Source organism: Microcoleus sp. T3_A4, assembly GCF_036700465.1.
In the GTDB taxonomy this organism is placed as follows: domain Bacteria; phylum Cyanobacteriota; class Cyanobacteriia; order Cyanobacteriales; family Microcoleaceae; genus Microcoleus.
In genome coordinates this window covers 37,217-54,464 of the sequence record NZ_JAUBOY010000016.1, presented here as the reverse complement: position 1 = coordinate 54,464, position 17,248 = coordinate 37,217, and the positions used below count along the sequence as shown (strand labels likewise).

15 protein-coding genes and 1 pseudogene are annotated in these 17,248 nt (G+C 45.6%); 10 read left to right on the top strand and 6 right to left on the bottom strand.

Going from position 1 to position 17,248, the window contains the following annotated elements:
* Positions 1–81 precede the first annotated feature (81 nt).
* From QUA07_RS11140 to obgE, 4 genes are all read left to right on the top strand, one after another.
* The gene (locus tag QUA07_RS11140; protein ID WP_333037125.1) at positions 82–393 is read left to right on the top strand and encodes a 30S ribosomal protein PSRP-3; all 312 of its coding nucleotides are present in this window, start codon (positions 82–84) and stop codon (positions 391–393) included.
* Between the two features lie 387 nt (positions 394–780).
* Positions 781–1,854 (top strand): class I SAM-dependent methyltransferase, encoded by a 1,074-nt coding sequence (locus QUA07_RS11135; protein ID WP_333324964.1) that lies wholly within the window; start codon positions 781–783, stop codon positions 1,852–1,854.
* Positions 1,855–2,270: 416 nt separating this feature from the next.
* The gene (locus QUA07_RS11130) at positions 2,271–3,164 is read left to right on the top strand and encodes a Mo-dependent nitrogenase C-terminal domain-containing protein (RefSeq protein ID WP_333324962.1); all 894 of its coding nucleotides are present in this window, start codon (positions 2,271–2,273) and stop codon (positions 3,162–3,164) included.
* 586 nt (positions 3,165–3,750) lie between these two features.
* A complete protein-coding gene (gene obgE / locus QUA07_RS11125) occupies positions 3,751–4,791 on the top strand; it encodes a GTPase ObgE (protein ID WP_333211907.1) in 1,041 nt (346 codons plus the stop codon).
* A gap of 354 nt (positions 4,792–5,145) precedes the next feature.
* On the opposite strand, the gene QUA07_RS11120 is transcribed toward obgE, so the two are convergent.
* From QUA07_RS11120 to QUA07_RS11105, 4 genes are all read right to left on the bottom strand, one after another.
* Positions 5,146–5,811: a DUF1295 domain-containing protein gene (locus QUA07_RS11120; protein ID WP_333324960.1), complete on the bottom strand. Its 666-nt coding sequence runs from the start codon at positions 5,809–5,811 to the stop codon at positions 5,146–5,148.
* Between the two features lie 411 nt (positions 5,812–6,222).
* Entirely contained in the window at positions 6,223–6,618 is a 396-nt protein-coding gene (locus QUA07_RS11115; RefSeq protein WP_333324958.1) for a hypothetical protein, read from the bottom strand.
* Between the two features lie 65 nt (positions 6,619–6,683).
* Entirely contained in the window at positions 6,684–8,315 is a 1,632-nt protein-coding gene (locus QUA07_RS11110) for a serine hydrolase (RefSeq protein ID WP_333324956.1), read from the bottom strand.
* Positions 8,316–8,530: 215 nt separating this feature from the next.
* Complete coding sequence (locus QUA07_RS11105; protein WP_333325037.1) at positions 8,531–9,553, bottom strand: RNA methyltransferase; 1,023 nt, start codon at positions 9,551–9,553, stop codon at positions 8,531–8,533.
* Between the two features lie 159 nt (positions 9,554–9,712).
* Here QUA07_RS11105 and QUA07_RS11100 point away from each other — a divergent pair, with 159 nt between their 5' ends.
* From QUA07_RS11100 to QUA07_RS11090, 3 genes are all read left to right on the top strand, one after another.
* Positions 9,713–9,868: a DUF2256 domain-containing protein gene (locus tag QUA07_RS11100; RefSeq protein ID WP_006631540.1), complete on the top strand. Its 156-nt coding sequence runs from the start codon at positions 9,713–9,715 to the stop codon at positions 9,866–9,868.
* A gap of 72 nt (positions 9,869–9,940) precedes the next feature.
* Positions 9,941–10,876: an isoaspartyl peptidase/L-asparaginase gene (locus QUA07_RS11095; RefSeq protein ID WP_333324954.1), complete on the top strand. Its 936-nt coding sequence runs from the start codon at positions 9,941–9,943 to the stop codon at positions 10,874–10,876.
* Between the two features lie 233 nt (positions 10,877–11,109).
* Positions 11,110–11,436, top strand: a complete 327-nt coding sequence (locus QUA07_RS11090; RefSeq protein ID WP_333324952.1) for a hypothetical protein — start codon at positions 11,110–11,112, stop codon at positions 11,434–11,436.
* On the opposite strand, the pseudogene QUA07_RS30030 reads toward QUA07_RS11090, so the two are convergent.
* A pseudogene (locus QUA07_RS30030) lies at positions 11,400–12,199 on the bottom strand (IS1 family transposase). The gene QUA07_RS11090 and the pseudogene QUA07_RS30030 sit on opposite strands and share 37 nt — an antisense overlap.
* Before the next feature lie 435 nt (positions 12,200–12,634).
* On the opposite strand from QUA07_RS30030, the gene QUA07_RS11075 reads away from it, so the two are divergent.
* Positions 12,635–13,387 (top strand): hypothetical protein, encoded by a 753-nt coding sequence (locus QUA07_RS11075; RefSeq protein ID WP_333324950.1) that lies wholly within the window; start codon positions 12,635–12,637, stop codon positions 13,385–13,387.
* Positions 13,388–13,561: 174 nt separating this feature from the next.
* Here the strand turns inward: QUA07_RS11075 and glmU are convergent, their stop codons facing one another.
* Positions 13,562–14,950 carry a bifunctional UDP-N-acetylglucosamine diphosphorylase/glucosamine-1-phosphate N-acetyltransferase GlmU gene (glmU, locus tag QUA07_RS11070; RefSeq protein WP_333324948.1) on the bottom strand — a complete coding sequence of 463 codons (1,389 nt, stop codon included), beginning with the start codon at positions 14,948–14,950 and terminating at the stop codon, positions 13,562–13,564.
* A gap of 479 nt (positions 14,951–15,429) precedes the next feature.
* On the opposite strand from glmU, the gene QUA07_RS11065 reads away from it, so the two are divergent.
* Complete coding sequence (locus tag QUA07_RS11065) at positions 15,430–16,395, top strand: hypothetical protein (protein WP_333324946.1); 966 nt, start codon at positions 15,430–15,432, stop codon at positions 16,393–16,395.
* A gap of 26 nt (positions 16,396–16,421) precedes the next feature.
* Positions 16,422–17,246 (top strand): sulfurtransferase, encoded by an 825-nt coding sequence (locus QUA07_RS11060; protein WP_333324944.1) that lies wholly within the window; start codon positions 16,422–16,424, stop codon positions 17,244–17,246.
* Positions 17,247–17,248: the final 2 nt, after the last annotated feature.

The following is a 17,248-nucleotide window of genomic DNA, read 5'->3' as shown; positions in this document are numbered from 1 at the left end:
TTCATGGCCGATGACCAATTATCGAACAGAGTGTGCTACGCTTAGCGATTGTAGAAATTTTTAACAAGTTCGATCGGAACCCTGGAGGTTTGCTTGTCCAAGTTCATCTTAAAAGTTCTCTGGCTAGAAGAGAATGTTGCCCTCGCCGTTGACCAAGTTGTCGGCAAAGGAACTAGCCCGCTGACATCCTACTTTTTCTGGCCCCGCAAAGATGCGTGGGAAGACCTCAAAAACGAACTCGAAGCCAAACACTGGATTGCTGATAACGATCGTGTCGAAATCCTCAACCAAGCCACAGAAGTCATCAACTACTGGCAAGAGGAAGGCAGACGACGCCCAATGACGGAAGCTCAGTCAAGATTCCCCCTAGTGACTTTTACCGGCAGCAACTAAGCCCAGCTTTAATTTGCTACCCATATAAATTGCCTGTTATGGCTGACAAGGGGAAGGAGAGAGGGGAGAAGGCGAGAGGATTTGACGCTTTTTCCACCTCGCCGTGAAAAATACAATTTAAATCCGCTACAGCTTTTCTTGATACTAACTCCGATTTTGGAACCTACTGGGGTTTTGGGCTAGGTCGATTTGAGATTTTAGACTTGAGATTTATCCAAAATAAAGCTCTCAAATCTGATTTAATACAATCTAAAAAGACTAAGCAACCAAACCAAATAAATCTAAAATCGGCTTTTTTATACTCTTGAATTGTACAGTCAGCTCTCAACAGCCTTCCCTCTGACTAATGACTAATAACTAATAACTAATGACTTCTTCGCGGAATCTATGGGCGCCGAAAGTACGATCGACCAGACCGAACAGCTACCGCTGGTAGTAAATCCCGACATTCTCCAGCAAGCAATCCTCTACAAAATTAATACTCGCATAAACGCTCGCGGAGAATTAATTTTCCCCTGCGTCCCAGGAATGCTAAACCACTATCTCAAGTCCATAGAAAAGCTATTTAGCACTCTCGACAGACCCCTGCCCGAAGACCGCAGAGACGAACTCAGCAAGCTCTTAGCCACCAAGTTAGAACAAGGCTACCGCACCTCCACAGCATCGATGCTGATCCTGCAATACGAATCAGTGCAGCCGCCGCAAACCGGTTTAGCTTGCAAAGTCATTGTTACTAGCTCAACAGTTGGAGAACAGTACAAAAGCTGGGTAGACACCAGAGAACCTCCGCTTTTCGGCTCTCATCCCGATGCAAAATTAATGACCACGGCTGCTAAATTGGGTACACCCGATCGAGTGCGGATTTTGGACGTGGGGGCCGGTACCGGCCGCAATACCTTGCCGCTGGCGAGATTGGGCTATTCTGTAGATGCGATCGAACTAGCTCCAGCTTTTGCAGAACAATTGAAAGCCGCAGTAACAGCCGAAAACCTTCCCGTGACAGTGACTGAAGGCGATGTGCTCGATCCCTTAATGCGGATGAAACCAGCCCGCTACCAGTTGGCAGTTGCCGCCGAAGTCATCTCACATTTTCGAGACAGCGATCAAGTACGGCTTTTCCTCGCCAAAATGTGCGATTCCCTGTGTTCCGGAGGCCTGTTGCTGTTCAGCACCTTTTTAACCGTCGGCGACTACCAGCCAGATGCCCTCGTGCGACAAGTTGCCCAACTCTCCTGGTCTACTTTATTTACCCCCCAAGAACTCGCCACCGCAATGGAAGGGTTGCCCTTAGTCCAAATATCCGACGAATTGGTGTTTGAATATGAACGCCACCACCTGCCGGAAGGAGCCTGGCCACCGACGCCCTGGTTTCCCAGTTGGGCAACCGGTCGAGATGTCTTCCCAATGGCAAACGCACGTCCGCCCATGGAATTGCGCTGGATTTTGTGCCGCCGAAGTTAAAAATTTTCTCATTTTTAGGCGGACACAGCAATCACAACTGTTAACCGGCAGTAACATTTTCCTCAGATATTTTTATTTCAACAGCTTAAATCCGGCTAGCTGTTAATATGACGCTGCCGGCACAGAAAAATTTACAAAAATATATATTAAAATGTAAAGAGAGCGAAGTTCGATCGCCCCTGGGTGACAAACCCAGTGTCTGATTAGATCCAACGCTTGCCAACCTTTTGTTTCTTGCGAAAAATCGGGTTGCTAATGGCAATCGGGCTTGCATAAAATTCGATCGTCATCTTGATGGGTGCAACTAAAGTTAAGATGAATTCAACAAACCTATTCCTCTCGATAGATGACTTTTTAGGGAATAGGATTAGCCAATAGATTAGCTCGCTAGTCAGCGATGCTGCTGAGAAACAAATATGCTTTTAACACTTCCACTACAAGCGTTTGGAGCAATCTTCAGGCACAAACCTTCCACAAATAGATCATCCATCGACCAAAAAACCAGTAAAAATTATTGGGAGGGGAATATTGAGTCCGCTGTAAACGAACAAATTGACTGGTACATCCAAGTGGAAATGCTAATGAGTAACGCTAAATCTTCCTGCACCAATGAAGAGATTGCTGCTTGGCTGCGGGGATTGCTGACAATTGCTTGGGCAGACGGCAACTTTGACGAAGACGAGCAAAAAATGATTGCAAATCTAACTCAGGATGAACTACACCCGGTATCTTTTGAGGAGAGTTTTGAACCTATTACCCCAGAGGAATTAGCCGCTGTGTTAGGGAAAGACACCACCAAAGGCGAGGATTTTTTGAGGACAGCAGTCATGGTAGCTTTGGCAGACGGTACCTACTCGCTCAGCGAAGACGAGGTAATCTATAATTATTGCAGAGCTTTGGGGCACAATGTAGAGGCGCTCGAAGCTCTGCGACACACCATCGAAGACTGCAAGTGCGATGATCCGCAGGGGCCCAGCAGCCAAATAGTTTTTGATGCGAATGTCGCCCCCGCCGGAACACCCCTTTCATCTCGGCTACCTAAACCTCACCACAAAGATGTCCTGCAACCCGTCAAAGACTGGCTTGACGGCTGGGAAATTCACGACCCAAAATTGGCACACTTTGTCTGTAAAATTATTCCGCCCCAGTGTCCATTTGAGCGAGATGTCGTGTTATTTGGTCGCAAAATCGTCCACATTCCGGCGATGTGCCAGATTAACCCACTTTACGAACAGTTAGTCGGGATGCGCTTTCGAGCTCTCTGCTATTTGGCAGATGAATGTAAGGAAGATGTATCGTCATATTGTTAGTAGTTAGTAGGCAGTTGTCAGTTGTCAGTTGTCAGTAGGCAGTTGTCAGTAGGCAGTTGTTAGTAGTCAGTTGTCATTCTTGTGAAATCTTGGATTAATGACTGTAACTATTAACCAATGACTACTAATTAGTCCAGGATGCAAAAACCGGGTTTTTCTAGGACAAAACATCGTTACACCCATCCGCACCCGTAGAAAAAGCCAGTAGAAAAACCCGGTTTCCTCAGTGTTTGTAGGTAAGTCTTGCTAAGAGAAAATCTGCTTTGATACTACTTCAATAAAAGTCTTAGTACAATCCTCAATCTTATACAAATTATTAAAAATCGCAAATATTGGAGCCGGACACAGCATTGCCGTTTCTCTACAAATGCTCGCTTACAATCTCTCGCTCTGCACTACTTTTAAAAATTGGTATAATTATAATTTTCGGGCAACTGTAAGTCGCAACTAAACTTGGCTGGCGTCTGCCGACCCGGACTAAAGAAAAAGAGAAATATGGTACTTGGATCTGGTATCATAATAACTACTGACTATTGACAACTGACAACTGACAACTGACTATTGACTATTGACTACTGACTAAATTATGCAATTTATCGATCGAGCAGATATTCAAGTCGCAGCCGGCAAAGGCGGCGACGGTATGGTAGCTTTTCGCAGAGAAAAGTATGTACCGGCGGGCGGCCCCTCTGGCGGGACGGGCGGCAAAGGCGGTTCCGTGTATATGGTGGCGGTGGAAAGCCTGCAAACGCTGCTAGATTTTCAGTACAACCGGATTTTTAAAGCCGATGACGGGAAGCGGGGCGCGCCGAAAAATATGACTGGTGCCGGTGGGGACGATCGCACGATCGAAGTTCCCTGCGGTACAGTAGTTTACGACGCGGAAACTCAGGCCATATTGGCAGATTTGGTGACGCCCGGACAGACTTTTTGTGTAGCCAAAGGTGGCAAAGGCGGTTTGGGGAATAAGTGTTTTCTAACCAATTCCAACCGCGCTCCCGATTATGCGATGCCGGGAAAAGAAGGTGAACACAAATTTTTGCGTTTGGAATTGAAGCTATTAGCGGAAGTGGGAATTCTGGGGATGCCGAATGCTGGCAAATCCACCTTAATTTCAGCTTTGTCTGCGGCCCGCCCCAAGATAGCAGATTATCCGTTTACAACTTTAGTCCCGAATTTGGGCGTAGTCAGAAAACCCAGCGGCGACGGTACTGTTTTTGCTGATATTCCGGGATTAATTGAAGGGGCTCACGAAGGCGCGGGTTTGGGTTACGAGTTTTTGCGGCACATTGAGCGGACTCGGTTGTTGCTGCATTTGATCGATATTACGGATGAAGATCCGATCGCCAATTATGTCACAATTCAGGAAGAATTGAAGGCTTACAGGCGTGGTTTAGCCGATCGACCGCAGATTTTAGCTTTTAATAAAGTAGATGCGATCGATCTTGAAAGCGAAGAAATCGGTAATTTAATCAGCCGACTTAAAGAAATTAGTGGCGCTCCTGTTTTGTTGATTTCCGCCGTTAGTAGACTTGGATTGGATGAATTGATGCAGCAAGTTTGGCAGAAACTCGACGAGATGAACGAAAAAGAGGCCGCGGAACAGTTAGCAGTCGCGAGTGTTTAATCGCTTTCTGGTTCCGGGAATTTCCGTGAATGGGTAGCTGTTTTTTTGAGGGGTCAAATCTTTCGGCTGTATGGCTGGTGCGGCAAGGGTTTGAGCCTCTTTGTCTTGAAAAACGATCGTTTAAAAGTATCTACCGACTGCTTTAAATCGCCTACAAGCGTGACGGTGAAAGTTCCCAAAGGGGTATGGGGCAATCGCTAAGGCTGTGCTGCAAAGCCGGGAAATTTATTATTAGAAGCTTTATCTTATTTTGCGGATATGAGTTGAGCTGCTTTCAGGGCATTTCCTAAAAAATCGCCTTATTACCCCTCATGAACTCATATTGTAATTCCGCAACGCCCTAAATTACTATTTTTAACCAACTTTCTCCTCTAAACTGTCTTTTTTTGGTTCGAGAGCTGTCGATACAAATAGTCGAGGTAGTAAAAGTCCAGACGTAGTTTTGTAGTCGGCAAATTCAGGATATCGTCCGAGTGAACGATCTTTTTTTATCATGTTAGGAATAAACATACCAGCAATAAAAGCTGCCAGAATTAAAAAAGGTAGCCAGTGCTGAACTAGCATCGCAAACGATCCGTAGATGAGGATTTCTCCTAAGTAATTCGTATTGCGCGATCGGGCAAAAAATCCTTCAGTTATTAGTCCCGAACGGTACTTAAGGGTGTAATACTTCTGTGCATCACTACTATAGTGTAGAAAGACACCGATGATATTTAGGGAAATTGCTGCTGCCACTAACGGCAGAGGTGGTTGTGAGCCACTGCTAATCAAAATAAAAGGTGCTACCCAATAGAGGCTAACCAACACAAAGCCGAGTATTCCCGTTCCGACAGAGATTTCTTGTTCCCACTGTTTATCTGGATATATCTGGTCTTTGAGCAGCCACAACAAACCATAAGTACCGTGCAGAGCGAGATAAACCCAAGCACCCAAATTAAAATTTTGGTAAATGAGCATCAGTGTCAAAATAAATGGAAAGCTGAGTCCTTTGTGCAGATTGATAAAGTGCTTGACTTTCATAGCTTTTGCTAATCTCTATCTAGTAAAGTCTCTCTCTATTTATATTACACTTTTTTAGATCTAACTACTTATCACGAGCAAACTTATCAATCTGCTTCTATTTTGCCTGACGCGGTAACAAGCAACTTGAAAGCGTGACCGGAGGGCGCTCGTTCGTTTATTTGACAGCTCCGGCTCTCGGCTTAACAAAGAAAATCGATCGCGATCTCAGTACCGAAAGAATGTTGCGCGGATCACCCGCGACGAAAGCTTAATCAATGATTTCTCTAATCGGGCGATCGCTATTTCACAAGTTCAGTCCTGGACCCATCAACAGCAAGAAACTCGGTTTTTTACAGTTTCTGGGGCTGTAACAAAGTATTTCGTGAAAAACCCGGTTTCTGAGCACCGATGAGTAAGTCTTAAGTCTTGTTAAATTCCGTTTGAGTCGCGAATTTGCCCGTTGTAATCAACTCTCACCCTCCCATCTTGGGAAACCGTAACAACCGTTTCTACAGTAAAGACAGACGAACCAGGCTTGTTACCCTTAAAAGTAAAAGTCCAAGTTCCATCGCCATTGTCTACAAAAGGCGATTCCTTAGAAGTACCGTGCATAGAAGCTTCAGCTCGATAGTTGCCTAAACCCCCATTAGCCCTTTCTGCTGCTTGACGGGCTAAGTTTTTTGCCCGATTGAGTTCGATATTATTGTTGATCACTCTCACGCCGTCCGTCTCAGATTCAGGAGCAGGATTGCTCAAGGCGGGGGAGACTCCAACGGCTAAAGTTGAGAGCGCTACTAGACAAGCAAGTCGAATGTTTAGTTTCATAATACAAACTGATTTATAGTTTGATAAAGTCTACAACACTTGCCCGAAAAAACCCGGTTAAATTTTCAATTTTTAATTTTCACTTTTGAATCGGCTGGCGTTTCCCCACCGTACAAATAGCGGTAACTCATCCGAGAAATCTCCCGAATCAATGTTTGAGCTGGCTTCTCCGTTTCCGGTGAATGCTTCACCATCACCGCCACCAAATAACGCTTACCGTTCGGCAAATCCACCATCCCCGCATCCGCAAGCATTGTATCAATGTTGCCGGTTTTGTGAGCAATAACTGAACCTTCGCCTAAACCTTTCGGCAGCAAAGAATCATTTCTAGTTTGTCGCATGATTTGCAAAATGCGATCGCGCGATTTCACCGATACCAAATTACCCCGATCAATCTGGGCTATGATATTAATCAAATCCTGCGGACTGGTAGTATTAGTTCCCTCCAAATCAGGCAAATTATTGCGGAGAACCGTCGCCCTCAAACCCCAATTGGCAAAATGCTGATTCAACACCTCAGCACCTCCCAACAACTCAATCATCATATTTGTCGCCGTATTGTCACTGACAACAATCATCTTTTGGGCAACTTCCAAAGCCGAATACTTCTTGCCAGGAGCCTGGTCTTGCATATCCCCAGAACCGCCGACAATGTGTTCGGACTTCAGCGTCAGCACCTGATCTAACTGCACTTTGCCCTCATCTACTGCTTGGAAAAAAGCTACTAAAATTGGCACTTTAATCGTGCTAGCTGAAGCAAAAGCAGTATCGCCATTAAAATTTAGGTAGCTTCCAGTATCTAAATCGACTAGAAATATTCCCGCTGTCAAACTAGGATTTTCTGTTGCTAAAACCTGAACTTGGGTTTTCAAAGCTCCTAATTCTTGATTCAGTTGCAGCACTTCTCCTGTCACCGCTGCAGCAGATGCGCTGTCGCCTGCATCTGGGTTTTTCTGCCCTGCGGTGGTTTGTTCTTCTGGCGCTACAGTGGATGCTCGACTCACAGCATTTACCACAGACAGCAGCGTACCGCAAATCACCGCTATCCCAACTCCCAGAATCAGCAAGCGAGTAGCATACACCAACGGCGGCACGCTCCGATGTGCAGAGCGTTTGCCCGGTTTCTGGCTCGGTTGCGGACGCGGTTTAGGCACGGGGGTTTTTTTCGCATCTGGGGGGATTACCGTGTCTGGAATGCGAACTGGGGGCGAACTGGGACGACTTCCACGGGTGGTAGGGGGAGTGGCTGTTGGGAGCTGGCTGTTGGGATTGCTGGCGATCGAACTCAGGTTTTCCCGCTCCAGAGTCGGGTCTGGAAACTCAAACATATCGACAGCAGCGAGGCCTTTTTTGCGCGGTTGGCGAGTCTTCGACTGCGGAGTTTTGCTGGTTCTGGGTTTTCTGGGGTTAATTGCCGATCGAGGATCAGATAAAAAGTCTTGTGTGGTAAATTCTTCCGAAGATGTGGGAGAATTGGCTCCATTTCTGCTGCCGCGGCCCTGTTGCGGTGGCAAAGTCGCAGGTTCGGGCGATCGAATTTCTGAATTGCCCTTTTGCGGTTGGGGAGGACGGCGGCGGCCCGAGTTGCCAGACTGACTTGCTTTGCCGGACTTAGGCTGCTTTGAGCCGGAGTTGGGAGAGGATATCGACGAGGATATCACCGATAATATCGATCCTTTGGGAAACCGCTCTGCCACGTCTTACTCCTTCATCACTAATGTAAAGTTCAAGTTTAAGATTTTTCAGCTTGCCAGCCAATCAATTTTAGATTTTAGATTTTAGATTTTAGATTTATCCCAGACGCTGCATGGTATCAGCAACCGGGTTTATTGCTCGAAAATTATCCCAAAGCTTAGGTTTTTAGTCAAGAAACCCGGTTATGAAGGTGACAAGTGGGTTCAGGAAAGTTCTCCTAGCTATCCGTTGGATTTTCCGGCAACGCTCCATCCAGAGTATCAGAATTTGTCTCTCGTGGGTAACTTTTGATTGCCCATTCTGTTTGGCGCAGCACCCCCCGAAGCATAGCGACTTCATCAACTGTCGGATATGCTCTGTTGTACAAACGCCGAAATTTTTCCATCCGACTTGCTGCTGTGTGCTGCTGTAAATATCCAATTTTGAGTAGCAGCGTTTCTAATTGCTGGTAATATCCCTCTAAATTTTCCAAGGGAGCACTGGCGAGGGGAATTGAGGGATTTTCTGTCTGGCTGGTTGCAAGTTGTTCTTGGTAACAAGTTGATAAATTATCTGTGGCATCGGGTATTGAAGAGGCAGAGCCTCTGGATATGCGTTCCCCGGCTGAGCCGGGGAACGAGGCATCTTCTTCCCTCTTCCCTCTTCCCTCTTCCTTCTTCCCTCTTCCGACTTCCATCGGACTGACATCCGTTACATCCGTTACATCTTGTACAGTGCTCGTTGCCGAACTTCCTTCTTCCTTCTTCCTTCTTCCTTCTTCCCGGTATAGTTCGTAACAGCAGATAGCGACGGCTTGCGCGAGATTTAGAGAAGTGTAGGCATCGCTGGTGGGAATGCGGATCAGGCGTTGAGCGCGGTTTAATTCGGCATTGGTTAAGCCGCAGTCTTCTCGGCCGAAAATTAGGGCGCTGGGGGCTTCTAGGAGCCAAGGCAAGGCCTCTGCGGGTTCTTCTAGTTGTGTTGGCAACGATCGACAATCATCTCCTGTAGTTGCGATCGCTCTGACACACCCAACCAAAGCAGCGGGCAAACTCTCGACTACTTTGGCCGTTTCCAATATGTCGGCGGCGCGAACTGCCATCAGTCGGGCTTCTTCCCCTAAATAATCGCATTGGGGATTTACCAAAACTAATTGGTGCAAACCCATATTTTTCATGACGCGGGCAACAGAACCGACATTCAATGGGCCTGCAGGTTCGACTAAGACTATTCGGATGTTGGCGTCGGCCGTTTCGAGCATTTTTATTTCGGGAGGTGTTTGGCAGAAATTAGGTTGTTTCCTTAGCAACAGGCAAGATGCCTGTTCCACAAGAGTTAAATTTGATTGTGGAACAGGCATCTTGCCTGTTCATAAAAATGGTACAAGATGTGAATTAGTTAATCTATTGTCAAAATTAGCATGGCTAAGCAACGATCTAAATCTGATTTACCGACAAAAATGTGCCCAGTGTGCGATCGACCTTTTACTTGGCGCAAAAAATGGGCGGACTGCTGGGATGAGGTCAAATACTGTTCCGAACGTTGTCGTCGCCGCCGTTTGGCGGCTCAAGATTAAGAATGTAGGGCAAGTTGCTCGATCAAAGCTAAGATTGCAAAGGAAAAATTTTAGGTTATTAGGTTATAAATTATGGCATCGCAACCAGTGCAACCAAAGCTAGTTATTCACGGCGGTGCCGGCAGTTCTCTACACAGTAAAGGCGGAATTGAGGCGGTGCGGAAATCGCTTTACGATGTTTTGGAGGAAGTTTATCCGCTGCTGAAAGACGGTGCAAGTGCCGTAGATGCAGTGGTGCGGGGGTGCCAATTGTTGGAAGATGACCCGCGATTCAATGCCGGTACTGGTTCTGTAGTGCAGTCGGACGGTCAAATTCGGATGAGTGCTTCGCTGATGGATGGTTTGATGCAGCGTTTCAGCGGGGCGATTAATGTTTCTCGCGTTCAACATCCGATCGAACTTGCTCAATTTTTGCAGAATTCGGACGATCGGGTTCTCTCTGATTTTGGTTCGGCGGAATTGCTGCGAGAACTTCAATTGCCGATTTACGATCCGATGACGGATTTGCGTTTGCACGAGTGGATGCAGGAACGCCAAGGCAATTTTAGCAAAGCAATGGCTGACGTGGTTGCCGAACCGGCCGGTGTGGGTACGATCGGAGTCGTAGCTTTGGATGTGCATGGACGCTTGGCTGCTGGGACTTCGACTGGTGGCAAGGGTTTTGAGCGGATTGGGCGGGTTAGCGACTCGGCGATGCCGGCGGGAAATTACGCGGCCCAAAGTGCGGCGGTAAGCTGTACGGGGATTGGCGAGCACATTATGGACGAGTGTTTGGCGGCGCGAATTGTGATTCGGGTAACGGATGGTTTGAGTTTGAAAGCTGCTTTTGAGCGTTCTTTTACTGAAGCTGACGAACGTCAACGGGATTTTGGCGCAATTGGAATTGATGCTAGCGGGGCGATCGCTTTAGGCAAAACTAGCGAGGTGATTTTGGGTGCTTTTCACAATGGTATGGAAATGGGCGATACTTTGGAAATGAGCAAGGGAACGTTGATTTTTATTGCTTAAAATGGCGATCGAAATTATCCTCCTAAAAGTTAGGACATTTTTGACAAATTGCTGAATATAGCAATCCTAAATCAGTACCAATATGTAGGGGTATTGCTCCCATGCCTACCCCCAGGGATCGGGGCAACCACGGGGGGTTTGCCCCTACAACAATTACACAATTCATTTAGGATAGCTATCTATGTATTGGCGGTGTGGTATGTTAATTTAAATCCTCCTCACCGCCACTACCGATGACTCAACAGGAGAATCTCAATGCGATCGCTCAACCTCCGATCGCTCCAAAGAAATTAGAAAATTTGGTCAAGTTATCTGGGCGCAGTCTGTGGGTAACTGCTGTGCTTGCCTTTACAGTTCCAATTTTTGCCTACTTTTACACTAAACGACGAATTGCTTGTTATATTGCTTTGCTGCTTAGTGGTTTGATGACTGTATTGACTTTATTCATAGTTTTTTCCAGAGAAATTCCGAATGGTAGTACGCTTCCTGCTACGGCATTCTATACATTTTCGGCGTTGCTGAATCAAGATATGAATACTGCCGGAACGGGAACATCCTGAAATTTTAGGTAATGTATTAATACTTTAATAGAGTGCCTGAGCATTTCCGCGCACTTAGAATAACAAAGAGTCTTCCGATGTAGTCTTGCCAGATAATGTCTCAACCTCGTATTTTCATCTTCTAAGGAGTGTCATATAAGTCTTGCTAATGATGTGATCTTCATCAGGAATAAACATCGGATAGACTGGCTATCCATCCGTGACATAAAAATAGCATTTCCAGGCACTTACCCTGTCTCACAACGATTCAAACGTCTCGGAACTATGATCTCCTAATACCCATCCTAAAATTCCTGACCGAAAGTGGTCAACGGCTGTCCACAGCCAGATTTTGTGTGTTTTTTATATCAGTCTGTAATTCATCAAGCTCACCGACTTCTGGCATGACTTCGGGGTCATAAACATCTGGTAATAGTTTTCCCACAAGTCTTACCCAAGTTATTAGGCTGGTGTGATGAACTCCCTTGATTCGCTAATTGCCCGAAAACGCATAAGCTGTCGCGCATTTAAATTTTATATTCAGGGCGGGCGGGACGCCCACCCCACAAAACTTTCATCTTTTTTAAGAGACAATTTAAATGTAGAACAGCTTACCATTGACGTACATTTTTAGGCATTCCCGTTTCACAGTCTCACTGTAACCTCGCTGGTACTCATAATCATCGATAAATTGACGGCCACATTTGACACAAATGTGGTTCTGTTTTCCTTTTTTCTTACCGTTTTTACGGAAATGGGTTGATTTGTACTCAGGACAGTGCATGGTGATTCCCTATATTCATACTCTAATTATGCAACGCCACTGAAAGTTTGTTTGACCATGCAATTTAAATGCGGATTAGCTTAACGATAATTCAGTAGGCGCAAATAAACCTGACAATGTAACAAAATGTAAACCTCTACTCACCTGGGTGATTACATTCCTACGGAGCGCGAAACAAACGTTTCATTACCCATAACATAATTAATATATTTTTAAGATTCATCTACTTTAAATCATGGAAAGCTATTTTAAACTCAGCCACAGGTAAACTCGCGACCTTGGTTGTCTGCCAGAGATTTTAGTGCTAATCTATTAGCAAAATAAAAGGGGTCATGGCAAAGGACGACTTCAAAGAATATATAAGTTAACAATTCGGCTCATCCAGGTCAGGAAGTCGATCTGTAGCCTCATTTTTGGAATAAAAAGGTGAGATAAATGAAAAAAATCAAGGAAACAGCAAGTGAATTAATAATTCAGACTCAAAGCATATTTGATTTTTGGTTCCCTAGTTGTTTATTCATGACATTTGGACTGATATCGCTGACTTTTGACTATCATGCAGCAAGTCTGAGCTGCCAGCGATTGCAGGCAAAACAAGGAAAGTGCCAGATTGTGCGATCGAATTTACTGGGATCGAACATCAAAGAAATTGAGCTGGATTCTTTGCGGGGAGCTAAAGTTGAAAGATGCGGCTATAAAACCAGAGTTGTACTTTTGACTTCTGTTGGCAATGTTCCTTTCACTGCTAACTCCACTAATTGGGGAACCCAAAACGCTGTAGCTTCTGACATCAATTTTTTTGTTAAAAATGCAAAAAATCGATTGCTGCGCTTAAGCCAAGACGAGCGCTGGTTGGGGTGGACAGGAGGCATATTTTTGCTCGCAGGAATCGCAGTGATCGTCTTGAGAAATAATGAAATCTACAGCTTCGATGGAACTTTAAACACCTTGACTGTTAAACAGCGGGGTTTGTTGGCACATAAAGTAATTGAATACTCTCTATGCGATATTTATGGCGTGGAAGTCGATCGAACAAAAGATCGGGATAATGACACTTGGTACGAAATCAGACTGTTAGTTTGTGGAGGCTCTCGCATCTCCCTACCCCGCACGATGAACCCATACCAGCAAGCAAAAATCGCTAAAGCGATTAACAATTATCTGCACCAGCAAAATAACCAAAAATAGCCGATCGCGATCAACCCGATTTCTCAAGGTTGCGGACTTACGCAGAAACCGGGTTTTTCACCAAAATCTATTCTAGATGGCCATCGCTTCCGTTATAAAAACCCGGTTTCTTTGGTATCCAGTGCGAAACTCGCGATTGGGTGGAAACTGATCATCTAAAAAGTGAACAACGGTTCACTTTTTAGGTTCTTTCAACTTCCAACCTGGTTTGACAACTTGCCGGGAACGGGCAATTACTAAACAATCATTCGGCACATCTTCTGTCACCACAGAACCCGCCGCTACAGTAACATCTTCCCCCACAGTTATCGGTGCAACCAGCACGCTGTTAGAACCAGTTTTACTTCGATCGCCTATTTGAGTTTTGTGCTTGTTTTTTCCGTCATAATTCGCCGTAATTGTCCCAGCACCGATGTTGACTTTTTCTCCCAAAGTCGCATCGCCTAAATAAGACAAGTGAGCTACATTAGTTCGATCGCCGATTTGAGTATTTTTCAATTCTACAAAATTGCCGACGCGGCAGTTCGCCCCAATTTCTGCGTGTCCCCGCAAATGTGCGTAAGGGCCAATTCGCGAATTTTCAGCAACGGTACTGTCAGAAACCACCGAATAAAGCACAGTCACATTTTCTGAAATCTGACTGTTTTCGATCAAACTGCCGGGGCCGATGCGACTCCCAGAGGCGATCGAAGTATTTCCCCGCAAGTGAGTTTGCGGTTCAATTACCACATCCGGCTGCAACTCTACGGTATCGTCGATCGTAATGCTGTTGGGATCTAGCAGCGTGACTCCCGCCGTCATCCACTTGTCCTTTACCCGCGTTTGCAAAATATCGCAAGCTGTGGCTAAATGTTTGCGATCGTTAATTCCCAATATTTCTTGATAATCTTCCACATCGACCGCCATTACCGGATTGAGGAAATTTACCGTGTCAGTTAGGTAATATTCTTTTTGGTCATTGTCTGCCTTCAATTCTGGCAAAATTTTCTCTAAATCCGGCCAGTGAAAACAGTAAACACCTGCATTAATTCGGTGATTTTGCTTTTGAGCTTGTGTGCAGTCGCGGTCTTCGACAATTTGCTGGACTAAGTTTTGACTGTCGGTAAATACTCGGCCGTACCCTTGAGGATTAGGTAAATTAGCTGTCAATAAAGTAGCAGAGTTTTGGTGCTGTTTGTGAATTACCATCAATTGTTTGAGAGTTTCTGCCCTCAGCAAAGGTACATCCCCATTTAATACCAGCAAGTCTCCTTGAAATCCCTCTAAGTGAGGCAGCAATTGTTGAATGGCATGACCTGTTCCCAATTGTTCGGTTTGTTCTACAAATTCTAGGGGAGGAGATTGAAGATTTTTTCCTGATCTTTCTTGACCTCGAATCAGGGATTCTTTAACGAGCTCACCTCGATAACCGACGATGACAAGTCGCCTCGTAATTTGAATTTCTTGACAACTTTGGAGGACTCGCTCAACTAGCGATCGACCGCCCAATTCGTGTAGAACTTTAGGCAAGTCAGATTTCATGCGCGTGCCACGTCCAGCCGCTAAAATTGCTATTGCTACCATTGTGCGATCGAGTTATTTGCTATAAAAACTTGAATATTGACTAACTGATGATATCACTCGCTGTCCGCCGATAGCACTGCGCTCGCACAAATTTTTCATCTAAAATTTCCCATCTCGCATCCGCGCGATCGAGGATTTTTCCAGGCGGATGCTGGTTGTAGGGGCGATGCTTGCAATATCTGGACTGGCGCGCCCGGTATCAAAAACCTGGTTGCAGCAGCAGTATTTGGCGGCTGAGCAAGACGACTTACATTCCTCACTAAAAACCTGAGTTGGTTTGGGAGTAAGGACTGCGAGTCTTTTCTCAAGGGCTGGGAGGGGGAGCGAGAGTGATAATTTGCGTCTTTGGGCTGGGATTTGCCACGATACATTATACTATTTGTTGAATTTCAGTTAGGGTGTTTTCAACTTTAAAAAAACTATTTCTGACTTTTTCATTCCTTCTGCCTTCTACCTTCTGCATTATCAGGTGTCCAGCTATGACAGAGCTTAATTTTCAGGAACTTGCCAAGCAGGGAAATCTCGCCACTGCGATCGCATCTTGGCTAAACAGCCAGTTGCAATCTGAAGGCATCACAGCCTCCGCGAATCTCGACGGCGACTGTTTGGATGTAATTCTTGAGGCCGAGCAAGTACCCATAGAAAATACCTTAGTTGATTTTGTTCGCACCGAGCTGACGAATTTGCAGCCTGATTCGATTCGCAAAGTGAAGGTTGAGGGCAGAGAAAGCGGTCAGATTGCTGCTGCTTGGAGTCAAGAGTTTAGTTTGGACAACAGCACTTTTGAACCCCAGAGCTTTGTAGGATCTGTACCAAATACTGCTGTTGTTAATATGGACGATCGCACAGACATGGAGAACAATATTGAGGAGGAAAAACCGTCGGAACTTGCTGCATTTGAGAACCGACTGCGATCGACTTTCATTGTAGTGGGGCTAGTAACGGGTATGTTGGCGATCGCGGTGGTGGCGTTTGTCGGTAAAATTTTGAACCAGCCAGCAGCAACTGCGGGGAATAATCCCGATGAAACAGCAAATTTAGCAACTGCACCGGATGCTGCACCTGATACTTTTCGAGAAGCCGTTAACAGCGCACTCAAAGCAGCAGAGTTAGGGCGATCGGCAAAAACCAAGGCCGATTGGACTACAGTTATCGATCGTTGGCAAGAAGCCGTCTCATTAATGAGAAGAGTACCAGTTTCTAGCCCCAACCATCAACTAGCTCAATCAAAAGTAATCGAGTATCAGAAATATCTGCTTTACGCTCAAGAAGCAGCCGTAACTCCCCCTCTGCTAACTCCAACTCCCGCACCCGTCGAAAAATCACCTTCGGAAAAAGCAACTCCTAAAAAATCCAATTCTGAAAAAAGAGCTTCGGAGAAAGCTAATGCTAAAAAATCTCGTACCGACAAAGCAGAACCAGATAAAAAAAGTCCTTCCAGATAAATGTTAAAAGATAGATGTGAAAAATTATGACTGACAATACTTTAATCGTTTCTCCTGAATGGTTAGCCACCAATACCGACAATCCGCAAGTTGTAATTATTGACTGTCGGTTTTCCCTTGCCGACCCTGAATTGGGACAAAAACAATATCAAGAAAGTCACATTCCGGGAGCTTTCTATTTAGATTTAAACCGCGATCTCGCGAGTTCAGTGGACAAACACGGCGGTAGACATCCGCTGCCAAATATTGAAGAATTAGCTGATAAATTGAGCGCTATCGGTATTAATTCAGCAGAAACTTTAGTCGTCGCCTATGACGATTCGCGGCTGGCTTTTGCGGCTCGTTTGTGGTGGCTGCTGCGATATATGGGACACAGCAAAGTCGCTTTGTTAGACGGCGGTTTCAGCGGCTGGAAAGCGGCGGGATATCCGGTAACAAATACTTTGCCAGACCCCCGCGAGGGTAAATTTGTTGCTCATGTGCAGCAGGATTTGGCGGTAGATATTGAGGCTGTGAAAGAGCGTAAAGAATTGCCGGGAAAGGTTTTGATTGATTCGCGAGAAAGCGAGAGATATGAAGGTTTGCGGGAGCCGATCGACCCCATTGCAGGCCACATTCCGGGTGCGGTTAACTATCCTTGGCAAGGGGTGACAGATGAAACTGGAAAAGTGCGATCGGCATCCGAACAAAAACAGCGCTGGACGGAATTAGAAAAAGCGGAAGAAATAATTGTTTATTGCGGTTCCGGGGTGACGGCTTGCGTTAATTTACTGTCTTTAGAAATCGCCGGAATTCCCGATGCTAAACTTTATGTCGGTAGCTGGAGTGACTGGTGTTCTTATCAGTTGTAGGG

Bases quoted from the DNA above. Each gene is read 5' to 3' on its own strand.
- QUA07_RS11135 (WP_333324964.1), top strand. From the start codon at position 781: ATGGGCGCCGAAAGTACGATCGACCAGACCGAACAGCTACCGCTGGTA.
- QUA07_RS11130 (WP_333324962.1), top strand. From the start codon at position 2,271: ATGCTTTTAACACTTCCACTACAAGCGTTTGGAGCAATCTTCAGGCAC.
- obgE (WP_333211907.1), top strand. From the start codon at position 3,751: ATGCAATTTATCGATCGAGCAGATATTCAAGTCGCAGCCGGCAAAGGC.
- QUA07_RS11120 (WP_333324960.1), bottom strand. From the start codon at position 5,811: ATGAAAGTCAAGCACTTTATCAATCTGCACAAAGGACTCAGCTTTCCA.
- QUA07_RS11115 (WP_333324958.1), bottom strand. From the start codon at position 6,618: ATGAAACTAAACATTCGACTTGCTTGTCTAGTAGCGCTCTCAACTTTA.
- QUA07_RS11105 (WP_333325037.1), bottom strand. From the start codon at position 9,553: ATGCTCGAAACGGCCGACGCCAACATCCGAATAGTCTTAGTCGAACCT.
- QUA07_RS11100 (WP_006631540.1), top strand. From the start codon at position 9,713: ATGGCTAAGCAACGATCTAAATCTGATTTACCGACAAAAATGTGCCCA.
- QUA07_RS11095 (WP_333324954.1), top strand. From the start codon at position 9,941: ATGGCATCGCAACCAGTGCAACCAAAGCTAGTTATTCACGGCGGTGCC.
- QUA07_RS11090 (WP_333324952.1), top strand. From the start codon at position 11,110: ATGACTCAACAGGAGAATCTCAATGCGATCGCTCAACCTCCGATCGCT.
- QUA07_RS11075 (WP_333324950.1), top strand. From the start codon at position 12,635: ATGAAAAAAATCAAGGAAACAGCAAGTGAATTAATAATTCAGACTCAA.
- glmU (WP_333324948.1), bottom strand. From the start codon at position 14,950: ATGGTAGCAATAGCAATTTTAGCGGCTGGACGTGGCACGCGCATGAAA.
- QUA07_RS11065 (WP_333324946.1), top strand. From the start codon at position 15,430: ATGACAGAGCTTAATTTTCAGGAACTTGCCAAGCAGGGAAATCTCGCC.
- QUA07_RS11060 (WP_333324944.1), top strand. From the start codon at position 16,422: ATGACTGACAATACTTTAATCGTTTCTCCTGAATGGTTAGCCACCAAT.